We start from the raw sequence: 21,089 nt of genomic DNA, 5'->3' as shown, positions 1-21,089 counted from the left end.
GTGCTCTCTTCTCTGGTCGTGGGGCGGGGGAGGGGCTCGGCGGCGTCAGGACGCTGCCGAGCCGGCCTCTCCGGGCGGGTCGCCCACGTAGAGGAGGTACTCGTCGAGCATGCGGCGGGTGGTCAGGAAGCCTTCGGTGTACATCTCGAGGGACGGGAGCGCGACCGAGTCCACGTAGCGCCGCGTGGCTGCCGCCAGGTCGTCGGGGCCGCGCGGCGGGTCGAGCGTGAGCGAGAGCAGCAGCGCACCCATCGAGGCGCGCACGAGATAGCGGGCGCGCGCCTCCTCGTCCCGGCTCGGCCGTACCGTCCCGGCGGCGACCGCCTCGCGGAGATAGGCCGCGGCGTCGTCGGTCAGATGGTCCACGAACGCGCGCGCGAGCGGCCCCCCGGCCTGCAGGCTGCGCAGCGCGTAGCCGACGGTGGGCGCGTAGTCGTCGATCCGGGCGAACCACGCGGCCATCGGCACGGCGCCCTCGACGTCGGTCATGGCCTCGCGCTTCGTCGCGCGGACGGTCTCGAGCACGTGCTCGTCGCACGCCTCGCGCAGCCCGTCCTTGGAGCCGAAGTGGTGCAGGACGAGCCCCGCGCTCACCCCGGCGTCCCCCGCGATCGTGCGCAGCGACGCCCCGAAGCCGTCGCGCGCGAAGCGGTCGATCGCCGCGTCGCGGATGCGGGCGCGGGTCGTGAGGTCGTCGCTGCCCGACGGCGCGGGGCGCGTCGGGCGGTCGGGCGCGGACCGGTCTGAACGCATGTTCAACATGCTAAACACGTGTTCAATCGCTGTCTACCCGACGCCGTCACATGTGCCGTGCCGCGGTGAGCGCTCTCCGCCCGTCCCGACCTTGACCGGCGACGCCGCGAGCGGTTGAGTAGGAGGACGCGCGATGTGGAAGCGCTCCCACATCGCCGCTCGCCGTGCCGATCGAAGGAGATCAGCGTGAGAAGTCGTACCGCTCTGTCCGCCGCAGCCGGGCTCGCCCTGCTGGCCCCCGCCCTCCTTGCCTCCCCGGCCCTCGCCGGGGTGGCCACCTCCCCGACCGCCCTTCCGCCGGAGGCGGCGAGCGACGTCGTCGGGCCCGAGACACGACTGTTCGTCGACCCGTTCTCCACGACGCTCGAGGCCGCCGCCTCGCTCACCGGCGAGGCGCGTGCGGACGCACAGCTCCTCGGGTCGTTCCCGTCGGCGTCGTGGTTCACCGGCGGCACTCCCGAGGAGGTCCGCGACGACGTCGCGCGCGTCGTGCAGGCCGCGGCCGACGACGGGTCGGTGCCGACCGTCGTCGTGTACAACCTGCCGTTCCGCGACTGCGCGCAGTACTCCGCGGGCGGCGCGGCCGACACCGCCGCGTACACCGCGTGGGTGGACGCCGTCGCTGAGGGCATCGGTGACGACCCGGCGATCGTGATCCTCGAGCCGGACGGGCTCGGGATCATCCCCTGGTACACCGACATCAACGGCAACGCGGAGTGGTGCCAGCCGGCCGAGCTGGACCCGGCCACCGCCGCTGCGGACCGGTTCGAGCAGCTCAACCATGCCGTCGACGCGCTCACCGCGCTGCCCGGCACGTCCGTCTACCTCGACGGGACGCACAGCGGATGGCTCGGCGTCGGCGACATCACGGACCGCCTGATCAAGGCGGGCGTCGAGCGCGCGGACGGGGTGTTCGTCAACGCGTCGAACTACGTCGAGACCGAGCGCCTCGTGAAGTACGGCACGTGGATCAGCGACTGCCTCAACCTCTCGGTGAACAGCTGGTGGGAGCCGGCGTGGTGCGCGAGCCAGTACTACCCGGCGAACCCCGACGACTTCTCCACGTGGGGCCTCACCGATGCCGCGTACGAGCAGGCGTACGCCGACACGGGCGTCGTGCGCGACCCTGCGGCGCAGAAGCACGTCGTGATCGACACGAGCCGCAACGGTCAGGGCCCGTGGACCGCGCCGCCCGGCGCCTTCCCCGACCCGGAGGTGTGGTGCAACCCGCCCGACCGCGGCCTGGGGGAGCGGCCCACGACCCACACCGGTGACCCGTTCGTCGACGCCTACCTGTGGATCAAGGTCCCCGGCGAGTCCGACGGCAAGTGCTACCGCGGGACCGGCGGCCCGCTCGACCCCGCGCGCGGCATCGAGGACCCGGCGGCAGGCCAGTGGTTCGTCGAGCAGGCGGCCGAGCTGATCGCGCTCGCGGACCCGCCCGTCGTCCGCCCGACGTGCGAGGTCGACTACACGGTCCACGGGACCTGGCAGGGCAAGAAGGGCAGCGGCTTCATCACCCAGGTGTGGCTGCGCAACGACGGTCCGGAGCCGATCGACGGCTGGTCGCTGCGCTGGACGTTCGACGGCGACCAGCGCATGGTGGACGTGTGGGGCGCCGAGGCGAGCCTCGACGGGTCGACCGTCACCGCGGACAACCTGTCGTGGAACGCCCGCGTACCCGCCGGGGGCGCGGTGACCTTCGGTTTCGTGGGCTCGGGTGCGCCGGGGAGCGCACCGCAGCTCGTGACCCTCGACGGCGCTCCGTGCCGGGTCGGATGAGGTCTCGCGGGACGGCCGGTGTGACCCGGATCGCGCCGGGCGGGCCGTCTCGCGGTGCTGGACCCCTGCCGCTGCGGCTCTCGGACCCGTAGGCTGGGGGGAGCCGTCGGCGGCACCGCCGGCGCCACGTCCCGGCGCGTCGGACCGTCGGGACGTCCGAGAGGCCCGTCGCACTCGTGCGACGGGCCTTTTCGGCGCTCTGGCACGCGGTGGTCGCCGGGACGACGAAGGGCCCGCCGCGTGCGCGGCGGGCCCTTCGGTCCTGCGGAGGATGGGGGATTCGAACCCCCGAGGGCTTTTAACCCAACACGCTTTCCAAGCGTGCGCCATAGGCCACTAGGCGAATCCTCCTGGTGCACTCCGGTCTCGATCGCGGACCGGGGTAGCGCAACGAGGATACCGGACAGCGGTGCCCTGACCGAATCGCGCCCCGACGGCGCCCGCCCCGCCCGGGTTTCGGGGACGGCCCGGTCCTGGGCTAGGGTTGGACCAGACCCCTCGTGCGGCATCATCTCGCCGAACTCCCCCAGGGCCGGAAGGCAGCAAGGGTAGGTGAGCTCTGGTGGGTGCGCGAGGGGTCCTTCGCGTCCTCGAGATGCCGCGCCTGGTGCGGCGTGGTTCTCTTCCCGTGTGACCGGGGACCTGCAGCGCCCGCAGTCGACGGGGCACCTCGTGCGCCAGGTCGTCCCGGCGCTCCTCGTCGGCGTGCTGTGCGCGCTCACCCTGATCGCGCTCTCGTCCTTCGCGTCGTGGATCCAGGACCTCGTGTGGGTCCGGCTCCCGGCGGCGTGGGGCGTCGCCACGACCGAGACGTGGTGGACGGTCCTCGTGCTGACCCTCACCGGCGTCCTCGTCGGGGCGACGGTGCGGTGGGCTCCGGGGCACGCGGGCGTCGACCCTGCGACGACCGACCTCGTCACGGCTCCGCTGCCCCTGCGGGCGCTCCCCGGCCTGGCCGTCGCGCTCGTCCTCGGTCTCGCGGGCGGGGTGAGCCTCGGGCCCGAGAACCCGATCATCGCCATCAACGTGGCGCTGACGGCGTGGATCCTGTGCCGGCCCCGCATCGGCGTGCCCGTCAACGGTGCCGTGGGGCTCGCGCTCGCCGCCACGGTCGGCGCGATGTTCGCGACGCCGGTCGCCGCCGCGCTGGTCCTCACCGAGACGTTCGCCGAGCGCGGCGACCGCACGGGACCGCTGTTCGACCGGCTCTTCGCGCCTCTCGCGGCGGCCGGCGCGGGGGCGGTCACGATGTTCGCCTTCGACGCCCCGACCTTCGCCATCGACCTGCCCGACTATCCCGGCCCGCAGCTGGGCGACGTGCTGAGCGCTGCGGTCGTCGCCGTCGTCGCGGCCCTGCTCATGCTCCTCGCCGTCCTCGCGTTCCCCGTCGTCCACCGCGCCTTCCACGCGCTGCGCCACCCGGTGCTCGCCCTCGGCGCGGCCGGCCTCGTGCTCGGCCTGCTGGGCGTCGTCGGTGGCCCCCTCACGCTGTTCAAGGGCCTCGAGGAGATGAAGGAGCTCTCGGCCGAGGCCGACGACCTGACGTGGTCGGCGATCGTCCTCATGGCCGTGGTCAAGGTCGTGGCCCTCGTCGTGGCGGCGGGGGCGGGGTTCCGAGGCGGGCGTATCTTCCCGACGATCTTCGTCGGGGTAGCGGTGGGGTTCGCGGCGTCCTCTCTCGTCCCGGCCGTTCCCGCTGCCGTCGCCGTGTCGGCGGGGGTCCTCGGCGCAGTGATCGTCGTGAGCAGGGACGGCTGGCTCGCGCTGTTCGCGGCCGCCATCACGGTGGGCGACGTGCACATGATCCCGGTCCTGTGCCTCGCGATCGTCCCTCTGTGGCTGGTCGTGCGGACGATGCCTCCGATGCGTGTCGACCCACCAGCCGTGGGTGCGGCCGAGTTCGCCGCGCTCCGACCGCGCACCGAGCGCACGGACGGCGCCGCTCCGACCGGCCGCTAGCGATCCTCTGTGGCGCAGATCTCCGGACGATCTCACGTCGCACCGACGCGGGACAGCGAGCGCTGACCGATATGTGGCGACTTGCCCTCGAAGATTCTCGGTATGTGACCGTTTTAGCGTCCGCATGGTGGACGAATTGCCGTCGAAATTGGCGCGACGGTGCTCGGCGTGCTCATGATGTCGCCATGACCTGGTTCCCCGTCGCCACCACGGCCTCCCGCGCAGCGTCCTGCGCCGGCATGCCGTGCTGTCGCGGCGTGCGCACCGGTCGAATGTGCGGCTGCTGACGCCGTCGTGACCCGCAGGGAGACCTGCGCCGCACCCGCCGCGTCGTCCTGACGACCGGCCCCCGCTCGCCGCGTGGCTGATGGCCCGCCGGAAGCACCCCCCTCACACCGCCCTCGCAGGACACCTGACTGCACCCGGCCTCGCCGCTCGCGCCACCCGTGGCCCGGCGACCGCCGCCACCGGAAGGAACCCCCATGTCGTTCACCACCCGCCAGCGACTCACCTGGACCGCGATCGCCGCGACCGCCGCCCTCACCCTCACCGCGTGCGGTGGCGGCGACGACACGTCGGGCGGCGCCGCGGGCGGCGACGCCGCGGACCCGATCCGCGTCGGCGTCGTCGGCGCCTCGGACGACAAGTGGGCCGTCTTCCAGGAGCAGGCCGAGGCCGAGGGCATCGAGATCGAGCTCGTGGACCTCCAGGACTACACGCAGGCGAACCCGGCTCTGTCCCAGGGCGAACTCGACGTGAACCAGTTCCAGCACCTGCAGTTCCTCGCGGGCTACAACGTCGACGCCGGCGACGACCTGCAGCCCATCGGCGCGACCGCCGTCTACCCGCTGGGTCTCTACTCGAGCAAGCACACGTCGCTCGAGGAGATCCCCGACGGTGGTCAGGTCGCGGTCCCCAACGACCCGACGAACCTCGCCCGCGCACTCCTCGTGCTGCAGGAGGCGGGTCTCGTCGAGCTCGAGGGCGGCGGCAGCTCGATCTCCACCGAGGCCGACGTGCTGCCGAGCTCCAAGGTGACGGTCACCCCCGTCGACGCGGCACAGACCCCGATCCAGCTCCAGTCGGTCGACGCGTCGATCATCAACAACGACTTCCTCGAGGACGCCGGCCTCAGCGCCGAGGACGCCCTGTTCCAGGACGACCCCGACTCCGACGCCGCGAAGCCCTACATCAACGTGTGGGTCGCACGCGCTGAGGACAAGGACGACGAGACGCTGCTCAAGCTCGCGGAGCTGTCGCACACGCCCGAGGTCGTCGAGGCCGAGCAGAAGGCGTCGGGCGGCACCGCCGTCATCAAGGAGAACTCGCCGGCCGAGCTCCAGGAGATCCTCGCGGGCATCGAGGACGACATCCGCTCGGGTTCCTGACCCGGACAGCGGGGGTGGGCGCGCCGGTCGCGCCCGCCCCCGCGTCCGTGACGGGCGCAGCAGTGCCACGCAGAGGACGATGAGCGAGGGCACGACCACGACCCGGCGAGCAGGACCACGACCCGCACCACGGAGGGCACTGCCTCCGACGAGAGGAACCGACCGTGACCGACGGCCCCCGTACCCCGGGCGGTGACGCGCAGCCCGCGATCGAGCTGCGCCACGTGAGCAAGACGTTCGGCGAGGGCGAGGGCGCCGTGCACGCGGTCGACGACGTCTCGCTGAGCATCCGCCGTGGCGAGATCTTCGGTGTCATCGGCTACTCGGGCGCCGGCAAGTCGACGCTCGTACGGCTCGTCAACGCGCTCGAGACGGTGACGAGCGGCGAGGTCGTCGTCGACGGCGAGGTGATCACCGGCCTGCCGGAGCGGCGCGTGCGCGAGGTGCGATCGCGCATCGGCATGGTGTTCCAGCAGTTCAACCTGCTGTCGTCGCGCACGGTCGCCGGGAACGTCGCCTACCCGCTCAAGGTCGCCGGCTGGTCGCGCGAGAAGCGCGCGGCACGCGTCGCCGAGCTGCTGGACTTCGTCGGTCTCTCCGACAAGGCGAAGGCGTACCCGCGCCAGCTCTCGGGCGGCCAGAAGCAGCGTGTGGGCATCGCCCGCGCGCTCGCCGCGCAGCCGACGATCCTGCTCGCCGACGAGGCGACGTCGGCGCTCGACCCCGAGACGACGCGCGAGGTGCTCGCGCTACTGCGACGCGTCAACGCCGAGCTCGGCCTGACGATCGTCGTCATCACGCACGAGATGGAGGTCGTCCGCTCGACGTGCCACCGCGTCGCGGTGATGGAGCACGGGCGGGTCGTCGAGACGGGCGACGTGTACGACGTCTTCTCCGCACCGAGCGCCGACGCTGCCCAGCGGTTCGTCGGCACCGCGCTGCACGACCGGCCGTCGCGCGAGACGCTCGCCCGCCTGCGCGAGCGGCACCCGGGCCGCCTCGTCACGGTCGGCGTGCGCGAGGGCGCGAGCACCGGGACGGACCTGTTCCGCCTGCTGCGCGAGCACGACGTCGACGGCTCGGTCGTCTACGGCGGCATCTCCGAGGTGGGGGAGCGGCCGTTCGGGTCGCTCACCGTCGAGCTCGACGCCCCGGAGGACCGCGTCGCGCCGTTCCTGACGGCGCTCGCCGAGCGTGCCGACGTCGTCGACCTCGGCACGGTCGAGCACCCGCTGGAGGACCCGCGCGTCGCGCGCCTCGACGCGGACCCGGGCGGGGACGACGACGCCCCGGGCGCCAGCGACGACGTCGGCGACACGTACGGCACCGGCCGCGAGACCCTCTTCCGCCACGGCAACCTCGGAGGCCGCTGATGAACCGCGACTGGTCGCAGCTGTGGCCGATCCTCGTCGAGTCGTTCGGGCAGACGCTGCAGATGGTGTCCGTCGCGCTGCTCACCGGCGGGCTCGCGGGGCTCGCGCTCGGCATCGCGCTCTACGTGACGCGGCGCGGAAACCTGCTGGAGAACCGCTGGGTGTTCGGCGTGCTCAACGTGCTCGTGAACATCGTGCGGCCGATCCCGTTCATCATCTTCGTCACGCTGCTCGGGCCCGTGACGCTCCAGGTCGTCGGGACGACGCTCGGCACCGAGGCGTTCATCTTCCCGCTGTCGGTCATGACGGCGTTCGGGACCTCGCGCATCGTCGAGCAGAACCTGGTCGGCATCGACCCCGGGGTGGTCGAGGCGGCGCGCGCGATGGGGGCGTCGTCGTGGCGCATCATCACCACGGTGCTCGTCCCCGAGGCGCTCGCGCCGCTCATCCTCGGGTACACGTTCCTGTTCATCGCCGTGCTCGACATGTCCGCGATCGCCGGGATCATCGGCGGCGGCGGGCTCGGCAACTTCGCGATCGTCTACGGCTACCAGCGTTACAACTGGGCGGTTGTGGTCGTGACGGTGCTCGTCATCATCGCGATCGTCCAGGTCGCCCAGCTCCTCGGCAACTGGCTCGCGCGCAAGGCCCTGCACCGCTGACCTCGGGGCTCGTCCAGCGCTGGGGAAGCGACCTCGTGCGTGTCGGTCGCGACGTCTAGAGTGACCGGGGTGAGCACCGCCCTGTACCGCCGCTACCGGCCCGAGACCTTCGCCGAGGTGATCGGTCAGGACCACGTGACCGCGCCGCTCATGCAGGCGCTGCGCACCGGTCGGGTGAACCACGCCTACCTGTTCTCCGGCCCTCGCGGGTGCGGCAAGACGACGAGCGCGCGCATCCTCGCGCGCACGCTCAACTGCGCGCAGAACACGCCGGAGAACCCGATCGACACCCCGTGCGGTGTCTGCCCGTCGTGCGTCGACCTCGCGCGCGGCGGCCCGGGCAGCCTCGACGTCGTCGAGATCGACGCCGCGTCCCACGGTGGCGTGGACGACGCGCGCGACCTGCGCGAGCGTGCGACGTTCGCCCCGACGCGCGACCGGTACAAGATCTTCGTCATCGACGAGGCCCACATGGTCTCGCCCGCCGGGTTCAACGCGCTCCTCAAGATCGTCGAGGAGCCACCTGAGCACATCAAGTTCGTCTTCGCGACGACGGAGCCCGACAAGGTCATCGGCACCATCCGCTCGCGCACGCACCACTACCCGTTCCGCCTCGTCCCGCCCGACGTGCTCGGCCCGTACCTCGAGGAGCTGTGCGCCGCGGAGGGCGTGTCGGTCGGCAGCGGCGTCGTCCCCCTCGTCACCCGTGCCGGCGGCGGCTCGGTGCGCGACTCGCTGTCCGTCCTCGACCAGCTCATCGCAGGCGCCGAGGGCGGGGCGCTGGAGTACGAGCGTGCCGTGGCGCTGCTCGGCTTCACGCACGCGACGCTGCTCGACGACGTGGTGGACGCGCTCGCGGCACGCGACGGCGCGAGCATCTTCCGCGTCGTCGACCACGTCATCGCGACGGGTCACGAGCCGCGGCGGTTCGTCGAGGACGTGCTCGAGCGCCTGCGCGACCTCATCGTCATCGCGGTGTCCGGCGACGAGGCGCAGGCGGTGCTGCGCGACCAGCCGGCCGACCAGCTCGAGCGCATGCGCACGCAGGCCCAGAACCTCGGCGTCGCGGAGCTCTCGCGCGCGGCCGACCTCGTCAACGCCGCGCTCACGGAGATGACGGGCGCGACCTCGCCGCGCCTGCACCTCGAGCTGCTCATGGCGCGCCTGCTCCTGCCCGGGTCGGACGACGGCGCCGCGGGCTTCGCGGCGCGTCTCGACCGGCTGGAGCGCGGCGGCCTCGGCACCGTCTCCGTGGCGCCCGCCGCCCCCGGCCGGCCCGCGCCAGCCGTGTCCGACGGCGGCGCTCCCGCCGCGTCGTCGGGTGCGCCGTCGGCCTCGTCCGGGCTCACCGGACCCGCTGCCGTGCGCGCGGCGCTGCGCCCGCCACGCACGCCGCAGCCCGCGGCGCAGGACTCGGCTCCGGTCCCCGCCGCGCAGGAGGTCGCACCGCGTCCGGCGCAGCCGGTGCCCGCTGCCCCGGCACCCGTCGTGCGGGAGCCGGAGCCCGCGGCAGCTCAGGCAGCGCCCGAGCCCGAGCCGGGGGCCGCTGCAGAGCGCTCAGCCTCCACCGAGCCCGCGGTGTCCGGCGAGAGCGGCGCGACCGAGCCGGAGCCCGCCGTGCAGGGGACCGGCGAGGCGGACGCCGGGCGAGACGAGACGTCGAGCGGTGAGAGCGCGGCTCAGGCACGGCCCGCCTCGTCCGCCGCGTCCTCGGGAGCGACCCCCGCACTGACGACCGAGGAGCTGCGACGCCGCTGGCCCGAGGTGCTCGAGAACCTGCGGACGAGCCCGGTGACATGGTCGCTCGTCAGTGCCAACGCCCAGGTCGTGGAGCTGGGCCCCGACGTGCTCTACCTCGCGTTCCCGTCACCCGGGCTCGCTCGCACCTTCTCCTCGTCGCGGCACACCGGCGCGGTACAGGACGTCGTCTACCAGACGCTCGGACTGCAGGTGCGGATCGAGCCGCGTCTCGCCGAGGACGGACCTCCGGGTGTCGGCGGGTCGGCCGGTCCCGCCGGCCCGCCCCGACCGGCCGCTGGTCCCGGCGCAGGTGGCCCGGGAGCGGCTGCCGACCGCCCCGCCGGCAGCGACGCGCCCACGGGCGAGACCGGCCCGGGCGAGGGCGGCGTGTCTGCCCTGGCGTCGCCCTCACCGGTAGCCGTCGTGAGGCCTGCGGGAGCCGACGCTCCGGCCGGTCCGCCTGCGGCCGCGGGACGGGCGCACGCCGGGGTCGGTGCTCCGGTGCGGGGCGCCGTCGCGCTGCAGGAGCGCCCGGTCGGCGTCGAGGCCCCACCCGTCGCCGTCGTCGACGCCGCCGACGAGGCGTGGCTCGCCGGCGCCCCTGCGCCGTCCACGGCTCCGAGGGCGGGAGCCGCGGACGATGCCTGGCTCGCCGGTGCGCAGGCGCCCGAGCCCCCGGCCGACCTCGACGACGGTCCCGAGCCGGAGCCCGTGCTCGAGCCGGTTCCGGCACCGACGACCGCGCCGACGGCGCCCCGCGCGGCGGTCGCGCCTCCGGCCGCTCCGCCTCGCCACGCCGGCTCACCGGCACTGAGCGGTGCCTCGGCAGCGCGGGCGGCCATCGCGGCGGCGACCTCGGCGCGAGGCGCCGCGCGACCCGTGGCGGAGCCGGCCCGGCTCGCCGCGCCCGCGGCGATCGACCCGATGGACGACGTCTCGTCCGACGACGACGCCGACATCACGTCGACCGGGCTCGTGGGCACGGCACTCGTCGTGAGCCTGCTCGGCGGCAAGGTCATCGAGGAGATCCAGGACCAGGGCCTCTGATCCTGCCGACGACCGCGGTCTGCCTGACGCGCCGCACAGGCGTGTGGGCCGCGACCCGTAGGCTGGGGGCGTGTACGAAGGCGCGGTCCAGGACCTGATCGACGAGCTCGGCCGCCTTCCCGGCGTCGGGCCCAAGAGCGCGCAGCGCATCGCGTTCCACCTGCTGGCCGCGGACGCCGCGGACGTGCGTCGGCTGGCCGACGCGCTCACCGAGGTGAAGGCGCGGGTGCGCTTCTGCGACACGTGCGGGAACGTCGCGGAGTCCGAGCAGTGCCGCATCTGCTCCGACCCGCGGCGCTCGGTCGAGGTGATCTGCGTCGTCGAGGAGCCCAAGGACGTGGTCGCGATCGAGCGCACGCGCGAGTTCCGTGGTCGGTACCACGTGCTCGGCGGGGCGATCAACCCGATCGAGAACGTCGGGCCGGGGGACCTGCGCATCGCGGAGCTCATGACTCGGCTCGCCGACGGCCAGGTCACGGAGGTGATCCTCGCGACCGACCCCAACGTCGAGGGCGAGGCCACCGCGACGTACCTCGCGCGCATGCTCGGCCCGATGGGCCTGCGCGTGACCCGCCTCGCGTCCGGGCTGCCGGTCGGGGGAGACTTGGAGTACGCGGACGAGGTGACCCTCGGCCGGGCGTTCGAGGGCCGACGACTGGTCGGCGGCTGACGGAAGGGGAGCGGCGATGGGGGAGATCGAGAACGACCCCGACCTGCGCGAGATCGCGGAGGGCATGGCCACGCAGGCGCGTGCCTACCTCACGACGACGGCGCAGGTCGCGAGCGGTGCCGCACCCGGGGCCGTGCTCCCGCTGCTGCTCCTCGCGCTCTCCGACGTCCTGGCCGCGGGCGCCCGCCTGGGGGCGATGGGCGACGTCGTCCCGGTGGAGCGGTTCGAGCCCGACGCCGGGCCGGACACCGACGTGGACCCGCTGCGCACGGCGCTCTCGCGGCTCTTCGACGGTTTCGACGACTACGTGGAGATCACGGACCCCCTCGTGGGCGCCGAGGTAGGTGCGGCGTCGCTGTCGGGCGACCTCGCGTGCGTCGCCGAGTGCCTCGCGAAGGGTCTGCAGCACTACGAGGCCGGCCGTGAGCTCGAGGGCCTGTGGTGGTGGCAGTTCTCCTACGTCTCGCTCTGGGGCGAGCGCGCCGCGAGCGCGCTGCGCGTCCTGCAGGGGGCGCTCGCGCACCTGCGGCTCGACGTGGACGACGACGTCGCCGCCGAGGCGGAGTACGACGCGCTGCAGTCCTGACCGTCAGGACCTCGTCGCCGCCTGCCGGTAGTGGTCGACGAGGCTCGAGAGGTAGTGCTCCCAGTCGAGCGCGTCCGGGTCCCTGCCCTCACGCGCCGCGACGAGGCGGTCCAGGTAGTACTCCCAACCTGGCCCGACGGAGCTCGCGTCGTCGGCGGGACCGAGCAGCTGGCGGAACGTGAGGGTCGTGACACCGCCGGCCTCGACGAGGTCGAACGCGAGGTGCCAGGTGTCGTCGCCGACCGAAGTGTCCGCGGCGAACCGGTGCGGGGCTTCGCACCGCGTGATCGTGCACTCCTCCGGTTCGACGTCGTCCCCCTCGGCGGTCATGAAGAAGGTCACCCGCCCGGTCGACGGGTCGCCCTCCCACCGGCCGATCCACCGCGCCAGCCGGTCCGGCTCCGTGAGGCTCGCCCAGACGTCGCGGGCGGGCGCGCGGAACGTGCGCGTCACGACGAGCTCCGTGCCGCGCGGCCCGTGCTCGACGGTCCCGCGCGGCAGGGGACGGGTCGAGGTCGCTCGGTCCGGGACGGCACCGGTGGCGGTGCCGGTGGTGTCTCTCGTGTGCGTCGGGTCGCTCATGCGCTCTCCTCGTGTCGGTCCGCGCCGGTCTGGGCGCGGCGCTCTCGTGTCGTGCGACGCACCTCGAGGTCGAGGGCGTCGAGGGCCCGGGCAGGTACGGGCGGGGCGGGGCGGTCCAGGGCCGTGACGAGATCGCGGACCGCGTCGAGGCCGTCAGGTCGCAGCGAGTAGACCCGGCGTCTCCCGTCCCGGACGGCGGTCACGAGCCCTGCCTCGCGCAGCACTCGCAGGTGCCGGCTCACTCCTGGCCGGGACACGTCGTCCTGCGTGTCGGCGAGCTCGCCCGCGGTGAGGTTCACACGGCGCAGCGAGAGGAGCAGGGTCCGGCGGACCGGGTCGGACAGGGCCTCGAAAGCGTCCACCTGAAAAGCGTAACCGATCGGTTACGCATTGTCCGGCGGTGAAGACGGGCCGTGGGGAGCCGTGGCGGTCCGTGGTACCACTGGGGGGTGCTGCCGACCTTCGTCCTCCCCGCCTCCGGTGGGCTCGAGATCGACGGCCTGACCGTCGCCCTGCTGATCCTCGCCGCGCTCACGGCGGGCTGGATCGACGCCGTCGTCGGGGGCGGCGGGCTTGTCCAGCTCCCGGCGCTCCTGCTCGTGCCGGGTATCAGCCCGGTCCAGGCGCTCGCGACGAACAAGCTCGCGAGCATCATGGGGACCTCGGTGAGCGCCGCGACCTACTACCGACGCGTCGGCCCCGACCTGCGGACGGCCGGGCCGATGGCCCTGGCTGCGCTCGTCGGCGCGATCGGGGGAGCGGCGCTCGCATCGCGCATCCCGGCGGAGCTGTTCGAGCCGATCATCCTCGTCGTCCTCGTCGGGGTCGCGGCGTACACGATCGCGAAGCCGCGGCTCGGGCATGCGACGAACCTGCGCTGGGAGGGCAACGGTCACCGCTGGGCCGCGGCGGGGATCGGTCTGGTCATCGGCACCTACGACGGCCTGCTGGGCCCTGGCACGGGGACGTTCTTCGTCATCTCCCTCGTGAGCATCCTCGGGTACGCGTTCCTGCCCGCGTCGGCGCTCGCGAAGATCGCGAACTTCGCGACGAACGCTGGCGCGCTCATCTTCTTCGTCCCGTACGGCGCGGTCCTGTGGGGTCTCGGGCTCGTGATGGGCGCGGCCAACCTGCTCGGCGCCTACATCGGCGCGCGCATGGCCGTCGCCAAGGGGAGCTCTTTCGTGCGCGTCGTCTTCGTCGTGGTCGTCGGGGCGCTGATCCTCAAGCTCGGGTACGACGTCGTCACCGACCTGACGACCTGACGTCGTCGCCCGACGGTGGCCGAACCCGGGGTTCCACGTCACCGCCCGCCCTCCGTGACCCGCAACCCCGGGTTCGAGCCCTCGCGTGCCGCAGGTGCCGGCGTGGCCGACAGGGCTCGGCGTGGGTGGGCGCAGGCACCGCTGGTGCCACGCGGTGTCGCAGTGACATCACTAGGGGTTGCAGTGACACCACGTATGGTGTCATGATGGCGTCATGGACCTCACGCCCTACGTCAACGACCTCCAGCACCGGCTGGGCACCGCAGCCGACGCCGCCGGATCGGACGCGCGGCAGCTCGCCGAGCGCCTGACCGCCCCGCTCGACGCCGCCGTGCGCCTCGTCCTGCTGGACGCCCTCTCCGCGGCGGCCGGCGAGATCTCCGCCGACCTCGCGCCCGGCTCGGTCGACGTCCGCCTGCGCGGCGGGGACCCGGAGTTCGTGGTCGCCGCGCCCGGTCCTGTCGCCGAACCCGCAGCCGCTTCCGCCCCGGTGCCGGCGCCCGCATCCCCGGCGCCGACACCTCTGCCGAGCGTCGACGCCGAGGAGGGCACCACCACCCGCACCACCTTGCGCCTGCCCGACCACCTCAAGTCGCAGGTCGAGGTCGCGGCCGCGCGCGACGGCGTCTCGGTCAACACGTGGCTCGTGCGCGCGGTGGCTGCAGCGCTCGAGCAGACGACGGGGCGACCCGCTGCACAGGCTCGCCCGCAGCAGCGCGGCGGCCAGATGCGCCTCACCGGCTGGGTGCGCTGAGCGCTCGCCCCTCCCCGCTCGACACCACTGACACCACTGACACCACTCCGACATCACCTGGAGCCCTCATGCCTACCTTCCCTGCACCTGGCCCCGTCCCGGTCGTCGTGGACGTGCCCTTCGGCGAGCTGCACGTCGTCGCCGGAGAGCGGGACGACGTCGTCGTCACCGTCCTTCCCGCCGACCCGTCCAAGTCCGGCTCGGTCCGCGCCGCCGCGGAGACCCGCGTCGATCGTGACGGTGACGCGGTCACGATCATCTACCCGGCGTCCTGGAAGCAGTACGTCCTCCCCTTCGCCGCCGGCGGCGCCAAGGTCACCGTCGAGCTGCCCGCCGGGTCGTCGTTGAGCGGCAAGGCCGGTTCGTTGTACGCGGAGGGCACGCTCGGCGCCGTCGACCTCACCCTCAACGGTGGCGAGGCCCGGGTCGAGGAGGTCGGCCGCGTCGACCTCAAGGTCTCGGCGGGGTCCGTCGTCGTCGGCCGTGCCACGGGCCCGACGAGCGTCAAGGCGACCGCCGGGGCGGTGCGCATCGACGAGGTCGCGGGGGACGCGACCGTGCGGTGCACCAACGCCACGACCACCGTCGGGTCCGTCATCGGGTCCTTGGAGGTGGCCGGCGCCCACGGCGACATCGTCGTGGGCCAGGTCCGGGGGACCGTCACCGCCAAGGCGGCCTCGGGGGGCATCCGGGTGGACCGGGTCGAGTCCGGCTCCGTCACGCTCACCACGTCCTACGGCTCGATCGAGGTCGGCGTGCCCGAGGGCACCGCCGCCTGGCTCGACGTCGCCTCGCAGCACGGCAGCGTCCGCAACCAGCTCACCCCCACCGACGCACCGGTCGACGACGAGGCCACGGCAGAGATCCACGCCAGCACGGGCTACGGCAGCGTCGTCGTCCGTCGCCCCTGACCGATCAGCATCCGGCCGCCGCCGCGACGGCACGGCCTAGTCACGAGAAGGAGACTCGCATGAGCACGGAACAGTCCCTCGGCCCGGCGGTCCGGGTGCGGGGTATCGAGAAGTCGTTCGGGGAGCTGCGCGTGCTGCGCGGGGTGGACCTGGACGTGACCGCCGGGAGCATCTTCGCGCTGCTGGGGTCGAACGGGGCGGGCAAGACCACGCTGGTGCGGATCTTGTCCACGCTGCTCCAGGCCGATGCGGGCACGGCCACGGTCCACGGGTTCGACGTCGCGACCCAGGCCGGGCAGGTCCGGGAGTCGATCAGCCTGACGGGACAGTTCGCCGCGGTCGACGAGGTCCTGACCGGCCGCGAGAACCTGGTCCTGGTCGCCCGGCTGCGCCACCTGAAGAACCCCGGCCAGGTCGCCGACGACCTGCTGGCCCGGTTCTCCCTGACCGACGCCGGCGCACGCCGCGCCGGGACCTACTCCGGCGGGATGCGCCGCCGGCTGGACATCGCGATGAGCCTGATCGGCGACCCGCCGATCATCTTCCTCGACGAGCCCACCACCGGCCTGGACCCCCAGGCCCGGATCGAGGTCTGGGACACCGTCAAGGGCCTCGCCCGGCGCGGCACGACCGTGCTGCTGACCACCCAGTACCTCGACGAGGCCGAACAGCTCGCCGACCGGATCGCGATCCTGCACCAGGGCACGATCATCACCCACGGCACCCTGACCGAGCTCAAGGCCCTGCTGCCCCCCGCGAAGGTCGAGTACGTCGCCAAGCAGCCCTCCCTCGAAGACGTCTTCCTCACCCTCGTCGGTAGCACCGGAAAGGAATCTCGATGACCACCCACGTCCTGACCGACACCCGCGTCCTGACCGGCCGCTCCCTGACCCACATCCTGCGCAGCCCGGACACGATCATCACGACCGCCGTCACCCCGATCGCGCTCATGCTCCTGTTCGTCTACGTCCTCGGTGGCGCGATCGACACCGGCACCAGCGAGTCCTACATCGACTACATGCTGCCCGGCATCCTGCTCATCACCATCGCCTCCGGCATCGCCTACACCGCCTACCGCCTCTTCCTCGACCTGCAGGGCGGCATCTTCGAACGCTTCCAGTCCATGCCCATCGCCCGCTCCGCCGTCCTGTGGGCCCACGTCCTGACCTCACTGGTCTCCAACATGATCTCCGTGACGATCGTCATCGCCGTCGCCCTCCTCATGGGCTTTCGCACCAACGCCTCCCTCGGCGCCTGGGCCGCCGTGCTGGGCATCCTCGCCCTGTTCACCCTCGCCCTGACCTGGCTCGCCGTCATCGCCGGACTCTCGGCCAAGACCGTCGACGGCGCCTCCGCCTTCTCCTACCCCCTGATCTTCCTACCCTTCATCTCCTCAGCATTCGTCCCCACCGACACCATGCCCGCACCCGTCGCCTGGTTCGCCGAGAACCAACCCGTCACCGCCATCGTCGACACCCTGCGCGCCCTGTTCTCCAGCCAACCCGCCGGCACCGACATCTGGACCGCCCTCGCCTGGCTCCTCGGCATCCTCGCCCTCGCCTACGCCCTCGCGATCTCCGCCTACAAGCGCAAGGTCAGCTGAGCCCGGACGACGAACGGTCCCGGTACGGGAGCCTCGCAGCGAGCCAGGGGCGCGGCTCGCAGGGGACCCCGTACCGGGACCGTCGTGCGGTGAGGGCGCTGAGCGATCCCTCACCGGTCCGGTGGCCGGACGCGCCTACGCGAAGCGCTCCGGCCGCCCGGCCGGGATCACGTCGTCGCCGCCGGTGGCCTGGTCGGCCTCCTCGACGGCTCCAATGTCGTCCCCGTGGACCGGGGAGCCGGGGATCGTCGCGTGCGGCGAGTCCGGAGGAGGCGGTGTCACGGCTCCTTCGAGGAGGTCGGGCCGGTCGGTCACGGTCGTGATGCCGCTCGAGACCTTGTAGCCCTTCCTGTGCATGGCCCGGGCACGCTCGCCCGCGGACCGGAGGCGCGGGTTGACGTACTCGTCGATGCCGAAGTTGATGAGCGAGAGCGCCACGCCGAGCAGCGCGATGCAGAGCCCGGCGGGGACGTACCACCACCAGAAGTCCGGGAACGCGCCATTCTGCTGGGCCCAGAAGAGGATCGTCCCCCAGTTGAGGTTGGTGATGGGGATGACACCGATGAACGCGAGCGTCGTCAGGCCGAGCACCGCCGCGGTCACGGTGCCGACGAAGCTCGACGCGATGATCGCCGCGAGGTTGGGCAGCATCTCCACCGCGATGATCCGGTGGATCGGCTCGCCGTTGGCCCGTGCCGCCTGGACGAAGTCGCGGTTGCGCAGCGACATCGTCTGGGCGCGCAGCACGCGCGCCCCCCAGGCCCAGCCCGTGATCGCCAGCACCGTGGAGACGAGCAGGAGGCTCGGGTTCTCCTGCTGCGACGCCACGATGATCATCAGCGGCAGGCCCGGCAGCACGAGGAACACGTTCGTCAGCGCGGAGAGGCTCTCGCTGCGCCAGCCCGCGACGTAGCCGGCCGTGACGCCGACGACCACGGCGACGAGCGTCGCGATGATCCCCGACACGAACCCCACGACGAGCACGCCGCGCGTGCCGTAGACGATCTGGCTGAGGACGTCCTCGCCCATGTGGGTCGTGCCGAGCAGGTGCTGGGCCGACGGCGGCTGCTTGAGCGCAGTGAAGTCCTTGTCGAGCGGTCCGTAGGGCGCGATGAGGTCGCTGAAGATCGCGACCAGGGTGAAGACGCCGAGGATGACGAGCCCGGTGAGCGACTTGCCGTTGCGGAACATCGCGAAGGAGCGGCCGAGCCGACCGCCGGCCGTGCGGCCCGCTCCCGGCCCGGTGGACGACGCGGTCGACGGCGCGCTGCCTGGCCTGCCGGACGCTGCGGCGTCGTGCGTTGCTGTCGTGGTCGTGGACGTCATGGCTCAGGCCTCCGTCTGACGCGTGCGCGGGTCGAGGGCGGCGTAGGCCACGTCCGCCAGGATGTTCGCGACGAGGACCGAGAGCGTGATGACGAGGAAGAGGCCCTGCATCAGCGGGTAGTCCTTCGCGTTGGTGGCGTCGAGCAGCAGCTTGCCCACCCCGGGGTAGGAGAAGACGAGCTCCATGACGAGCGTGCCGCCGACGATGAACCCGAGGGACAGCGCGAAGCTCGAGAGCTGCGGCAGGACGGCGTTGCGCGACGCGTAGCGGGTCAGCACCCGGCGCGGCGGGAGGCCCTTGGCCTGCGCGACGGTCACGTAGTCCTCGTCGAGCACCGTGATCATCATGTTGCGCATCCCGAGGATCCAGCCGCCGAGCGACGCGACGACGATCGTCAGCGCGGGGAGCGTGCCGTGCTGGACCACGTCCCACGCGAACTCCAGCGACCACTCCGGGGTCGCGCCCTTGCTGTACGCGTGCGACGCCGGGAACCAGCCGAGCGTGCTCGAGAAGAGGGCGATCGCGATGAGGCCCATCCAGAAGTACGGGACGGTCGAGAAGAACGTCGAGATCGGGACGATCACGTCGGCCTTGCTGCCGCGGCGCCAGCCGATGACCGCACCGAGCCCGCTGCCGAGGAAGAAGCTGAGGCTCGTCGCGATCCCGACGAGCCCGAGCGTCCACGGCAGCGCCGACGCGATGACGTCACCGACGGGAGCGAGGCCCTTGGAGAACGAACGTCCGAGGTCGCCGCTGAGGATGAGGCCCCAATAGTCGACGTACTGCTGCCACAGCGACCGGCCGTCGTCGAGGCCGAAGAGCGTCCGCAGCGACTCCGCCGCCTCGGGGCTGATCTTCCCCTGGTTCTTCGCCAGGTAGGCCGAGACCGGGTCGCCCGTCATCATGCGGGGCAGGAAGAAGTTGATCGTGATCGCCGCCCAGGCCGTGAACAGGTAGAAGGCGGTGCGTCGGGCCATGAATCTCACGGGTCAGCTCCTCGACGACGCGGCCGGGCCGGTGCCGGAGAAGTGGGCCTCCGGGTTGGGGGACGCGTCGCGTAGCGCGCGGGTGTAGGGGTGCTGGGGGTCGAGGATCACGTCGTCGGCGGGGCCGTGCTCCACGACCTCGCCGTGGTGGAGGACCATGATCTCGTCGCTGAAGTGCCGGGCCGTGGCCAGGTCGTGCGTGATGTAGAGGACGCCGAGGTTCGCCTCGCGCTGGAGCTCCGCGAGCAGGTTGAGCACGCCGAGGCGGATCGAGACGTCGAGCATCGAGACCGGCTCGTCGGCGATGAGCAGCGACGGGCGGGACGCGAGGGCGCGCGCGATGGCGACGCGCTGGCGCTGCCCGCCGGACAGCTCGTGCGGGCGCCGGTCGACCACCGCACCGTCGAGGTGCACACGATCGAGGAGCCGGTGCACCTCGGCGTCGACCTCGTCCTTGGGGACCACGTGGTCGAGGCGCAGGGGGCGCTCGATGTGGTGGCGGATGGTGTGGTACGGGTTGAGGGACGCGAACGGGTCCTGGAAGACCATGCGGACCTGCTGGCGGTAGCGGCGCAGCGCGCGCCCGCGGCGGGGGACCGGCGCGCCGTCGAGGAGGATCTCGCCGGACGTCGCGCGCTCGAGCTGCGTGAGGATCTTCGCGATCGTCGACTTGCCGCTGCCGCTCTGGCCGACGAGCGCGACGGTGCGTCCCGACGTGAGGGTGAAGCTCACGTCGTCGAGCGCGAGGAGCTCGCCCGACCCGCGGACCCGATACTTCTTGCTGACGTGGGAGAACTCGAGGGTGGTCATCGGAGGGCTCCTCCTGCTGCGCCGGCGGCACCCGCCGGGACGCCGTCGTCCGCCCGTCCGCGCACGAAGCCGCCCCGTTCCCCGGTGAGGCTCGGGAACGAGCCGAGCAGCGTGCGCGTGTACTCGTGCTGGGCGTGGTGGTAGATGTTCGCCGCCGTGTCGAGCTCGACGATCCGGCCCTGGCGCATGACGGCGATGCGGTCGGAGATCTCGAGGAGCAGCGGCAGGTCGTGCGTGATGAAGATGACCGAGAAGCCGAACTGCCGGCGCAGGTCCGAGATCTGCTGAAGGATCTCGCGCTGCACGAGGACGTCGAGCGCCGTCGTCGGCTCGTCCATGATCATGAGCTGCGGCTTGAGCGCGAGCGCCATGGCGATCATGACGCGCTGGCGCATGCCGCCGGAGAGCTCGTGCGGGTAGGAGCGCAGGCGGTCGCGGCCGACGCCGACCAGGTCGAGGAGCTGGGCGCTCTCCTCGGTCCTCTCGGCCTTGCTCATCCGCGGCCGGTGGGTCTCGAACACGTCGCCGAGCTGGCGTCCGACGTTCGCCACCGGGTTGAGGGCGTTCATCGCGCCCTGGAACACCATCGACGCCTTGTCCCACCGGAAGCGCCGCATCTGGGCGTCGTCCAGCGTGTTGAGGTCGATGTCCTCGCCCGACTCGTCGTGGAAGATCGCCGATCCGGAGGGGATGACCGCCGGCGGCTTGAGCAGACGCTGGATGCCGTACGCGAGCGACGTCTTGCCGCACCCGGACTCCCCGGCGAGGCCCAGGATCTCCCCGCGGTTCAGCGTGAGGGAGACGTTGCTGACGGCCTCGACCGGCGGGTCGACGTCGTAGACCACGCTGAAGTTCGAGACGGTCAGCAGGGGTTCGGTGTTCACGCGTCCT

At 72.5% G+C, this 21,089-nt stretch carries 20 protein-coding genes, 1 tRNA gene and 1 other RNA gene; 14 read left to right on the top strand and 8 right to left on the bottom strand.

The window, feature by feature from the left end:
* Window positions 1-45: 45 nt before the first annotated feature.
* Window positions 46-753 carry a TetR/AcrR family transcriptional regulator gene (locus ACMXGY_RS17695; protein WP_483774280.1) on the bottom strand — a complete coding sequence of 236 codons (708 nt, stop codon included), beginning with the start codon at window positions 751-753 and terminating at the stop codon, window positions 46-48.
* Window positions 754-939: 186 nt separating this feature from the next.
* On the opposite strand from ACMXGY_RS17695, the gene ACMXGY_RS17690 reads away from it, so the two are divergent.
* Window positions 940-2,535 carry a glycoside hydrolase family 6 protein gene (locus ACMXGY_RS17690; RefSeq protein ID WP_483774279.1) on the top strand — a complete coding sequence of 532 codons (1,596 nt, stop codon included), beginning with the start codon at window positions 940-942 and terminating at the stop codon, window positions 2,533-2,535.
* Window positions 2,536-2,800: 265 nt separating this feature from the next.
* Here ACMXGY_RS17690 and ACMXGY_RS17685 read toward each other — a convergent pair.
* Window positions 2,801-2,886 (bottom strand) — tRNA-Ser (locus tag ACMXGY_RS17685).
* Window positions 2,887-3,024: 138 nt separating this feature from the next.
* Between ACMXGY_RS17685 and ffs the strand changes: the two genes are divergently transcribed.
* The 8 genes from ffs to ACMXGY_RS17645 all read left to right on the top strand — a co-directional run bounded on the left by ffs (window position 3,025) and on the right by ACMXGY_RS17645 (window position 11,960).
* Window positions 3,025-3,121, top strand: an RNA gene (ffs, locus tag ACMXGY_RS17680) — signal recognition particle sRNA small type.
* Window positions 3,122-3,165: 44 nt separating this feature from the next.
* Window positions 3,166-4,494 carry an ion channel protein gene (locus tag ACMXGY_RS17675; protein WP_483774278.1) on the top strand — a complete coding sequence of 443 codons (1,329 nt, stop codon included), beginning with the start codon at window positions 3,166-3,168 and terminating at the stop codon, window positions 4,492-4,494.
* Between the two features lie 482 nt (window positions 4,495-4,976).
* The gene (locus tag ACMXGY_RS17670) at window positions 4,977-5,882 is read left to right on the top strand and encodes a MetQ/NlpA family ABC transporter substrate-binding protein (protein ID WP_483774277.1); all 906 of its coding nucleotides are present in this window, start codon (window positions 4,977-4,979) and stop codon (window positions 5,880-5,882) included.
* A gap of 164 nt (window positions 5,883-6,046) precedes the next feature.
* On the top strand, window positions 6,047-7,255 hold the full coding sequence (locus tag ACMXGY_RS17665; protein WP_483774276.1) for a methionine ABC transporter ATP-binding protein: 1,209 nt from the start codon (window positions 6,047-6,049) through the stop codon (window positions 7,253-7,255).
* A complete protein-coding gene (locus ACMXGY_RS17660; protein WP_483774275.1) occupies window positions 7,255-7,917 on the top strand; it encodes a methionine ABC transporter permease in 663 nt (220 codons plus the stop codon). Before ACMXGY_RS17665 ends, ACMXGY_RS17660 begins: the two co-directional genes overlap by 1 nt.
* Before the next feature lie 69 nt (window positions 7,918-7,986).
* Window positions 7,987-10,704, top strand: a complete 2,718-nt coding sequence (locus ACMXGY_RS17655) for a DNA polymerase III subunit gamma and tau (RefSeq protein ID WP_483774274.1) — start codon at window positions 7,987-7,989, stop codon at window positions 10,702-10,704.
* A gap of 70 nt (window positions 10,705-10,774) precedes the next feature.
* The gene (recR, locus tag ACMXGY_RS17650) at window positions 10,775-11,374 is read left to right on the top strand and encodes a recombination mediator RecR (RefSeq protein WP_483774273.1); all 600 of its coding nucleotides are present in this window, start codon (window positions 10,775-10,777) and stop codon (window positions 11,372-11,374) included.
* 16 nt (window positions 11,375-11,390) lie between these two features.
* Window positions 11,391-11,960 (top strand): DUF5063 domain-containing protein, encoded by a 570-nt coding sequence (locus ACMXGY_RS17645; RefSeq protein WP_483774272.1) that lies wholly within the window; start codon window positions 11,391-11,393, stop codon window positions 11,958-11,960.
* A 3-nt stretch (window positions 11,961-11,963) separates the two neighbouring features.
* Here ACMXGY_RS17645 and ACMXGY_RS17640 read toward each other — a convergent pair whose 3' ends face one another.
* Window positions 11,964-12,542 carry an SRPBCC family protein gene (locus ACMXGY_RS17640; RefSeq protein ID WP_483774271.1) on the bottom strand — a complete coding sequence of 193 codons (579 nt, stop codon included), beginning with the start codon at window positions 12,540-12,542 and terminating at the stop codon, window positions 11,964-11,966.
* Complete coding sequence (locus ACMXGY_RS17635; protein ID WP_483774270.1) at window positions 12,539-12,904, bottom strand: ArsR/SmtB family transcription factor; 366 nt, start codon at window positions 12,902-12,904, stop codon at window positions 12,539-12,541. Before ACMXGY_RS17635 ends, ACMXGY_RS17640 begins: the two co-directional genes overlap by 4 nt.
* Window positions 12,905-13,033: 129 nt before the next feature.
* Between ACMXGY_RS17635 and ACMXGY_RS17630 the strand changes: the two genes are divergently transcribed.
* From ACMXGY_RS17630 to ACMXGY_RS17610, 5 genes are all read left to right on the top strand, one after another.
* On the top strand, window positions 13,034-13,807 hold the full coding sequence (locus ACMXGY_RS17630; RefSeq protein ID WP_483776895.1) for a TSUP family transporter: 774 nt from the start codon (window positions 13,034-13,036) through the stop codon (window positions 13,805-13,807).
* A gap of 214 nt (window positions 13,808-14,021) precedes the next feature.
* Window positions 14,022-14,561, top strand: a complete 540-nt coding sequence (locus ACMXGY_RS17625; RefSeq protein WP_483774269.1) for a histidine kinase — start codon at window positions 14,022-14,024, stop codon at window positions 14,559-14,561.
* A 68-nt stretch (window positions 14,562-14,629) separates the two neighbouring features.
* The gene (locus tag ACMXGY_RS17620) at window positions 14,630-15,472 is read left to right on the top strand and encodes a DUF4097 family beta strand repeat-containing protein (protein WP_483774268.1); all 843 of its coding nucleotides are present in this window, start codon (window positions 14,630-14,632) and stop codon (window positions 15,470-15,472) included.
* Window positions 15,473-15,531: 59 nt separating this feature from the next.
* A complete protein-coding gene (locus tag ACMXGY_RS17615; protein ID WP_483774267.1) occupies window positions 15,532-16,314 on the top strand; it encodes an ABC transporter ATP-binding protein in 783 nt (260 codons plus the stop codon).
* Entirely contained in the window at window positions 16,311-17,075 is a 765-nt protein-coding gene (locus ACMXGY_RS17610) for an ABC transporter permease (protein WP_483774266.1), read from the top strand. The genes ACMXGY_RS17615 and ACMXGY_RS17610 overlap by 4 nt, the downstream gene beginning before the upstream one ends.
* 135 nt (window positions 17,076-17,210) lie before the next feature.
* On the opposite strand, the gene ACMXGY_RS17605 is transcribed toward ACMXGY_RS17610, so the two are convergent.
* Genes ACMXGY_RS17605 through ACMXGY_RS17590 form a run of 4 tightly spaced genes read right to left on the bottom strand, consistent with a single transcriptional unit; the run spans window position 17,211 to window position 21,082 of the window.
* Entirely contained in the window at window positions 17,211-18,401 is a 1,191-nt protein-coding gene (locus tag ACMXGY_RS17605) for an ABC transporter permease (RefSeq protein WP_483774265.1), read from the bottom strand.
* A 3-nt stretch (window positions 18,402-18,404) separates the two neighbouring features.
* Window positions 18,405-19,379, bottom strand: a complete 975-nt coding sequence (locus tag ACMXGY_RS17600; protein WP_483776894.1) for an ABC transporter permease — start codon at window positions 19,377-19,379, stop codon at window positions 18,405-18,407.
* 12 nt (window positions 19,380-19,391) lie between these two features.
* Window positions 19,392-20,198, bottom strand: coding sequence for an ABC transporter ATP-binding protein (locus ACMXGY_RS17595; protein WP_483774264.1), 807 nt, complete (start codon window positions 20,196-20,198; stop codon window positions 19,392-19,394).
* Complete coding sequence (locus ACMXGY_RS17590) at window positions 20,195-21,082, bottom strand: ABC transporter ATP-binding protein (protein ID WP_483774263.1); 888 nt, start codon at window positions 21,080-21,082, stop codon at window positions 20,195-20,197. The genes ACMXGY_RS17595 and ACMXGY_RS17590 overlap by 4 nt, the downstream gene beginning before the upstream one ends.
* Window positions 21,083-21,089: the final 7 nt, after the last annotated feature.

This window comes from Cellulosimicrobium sp. G4 BAM 1002 (assembly GCF_057126935.1).
The sequence above is the reverse complement of the archived record's forward strand: the minus strand, read 5'-3'. Positions and strand labels throughout refer to the sequence as shown.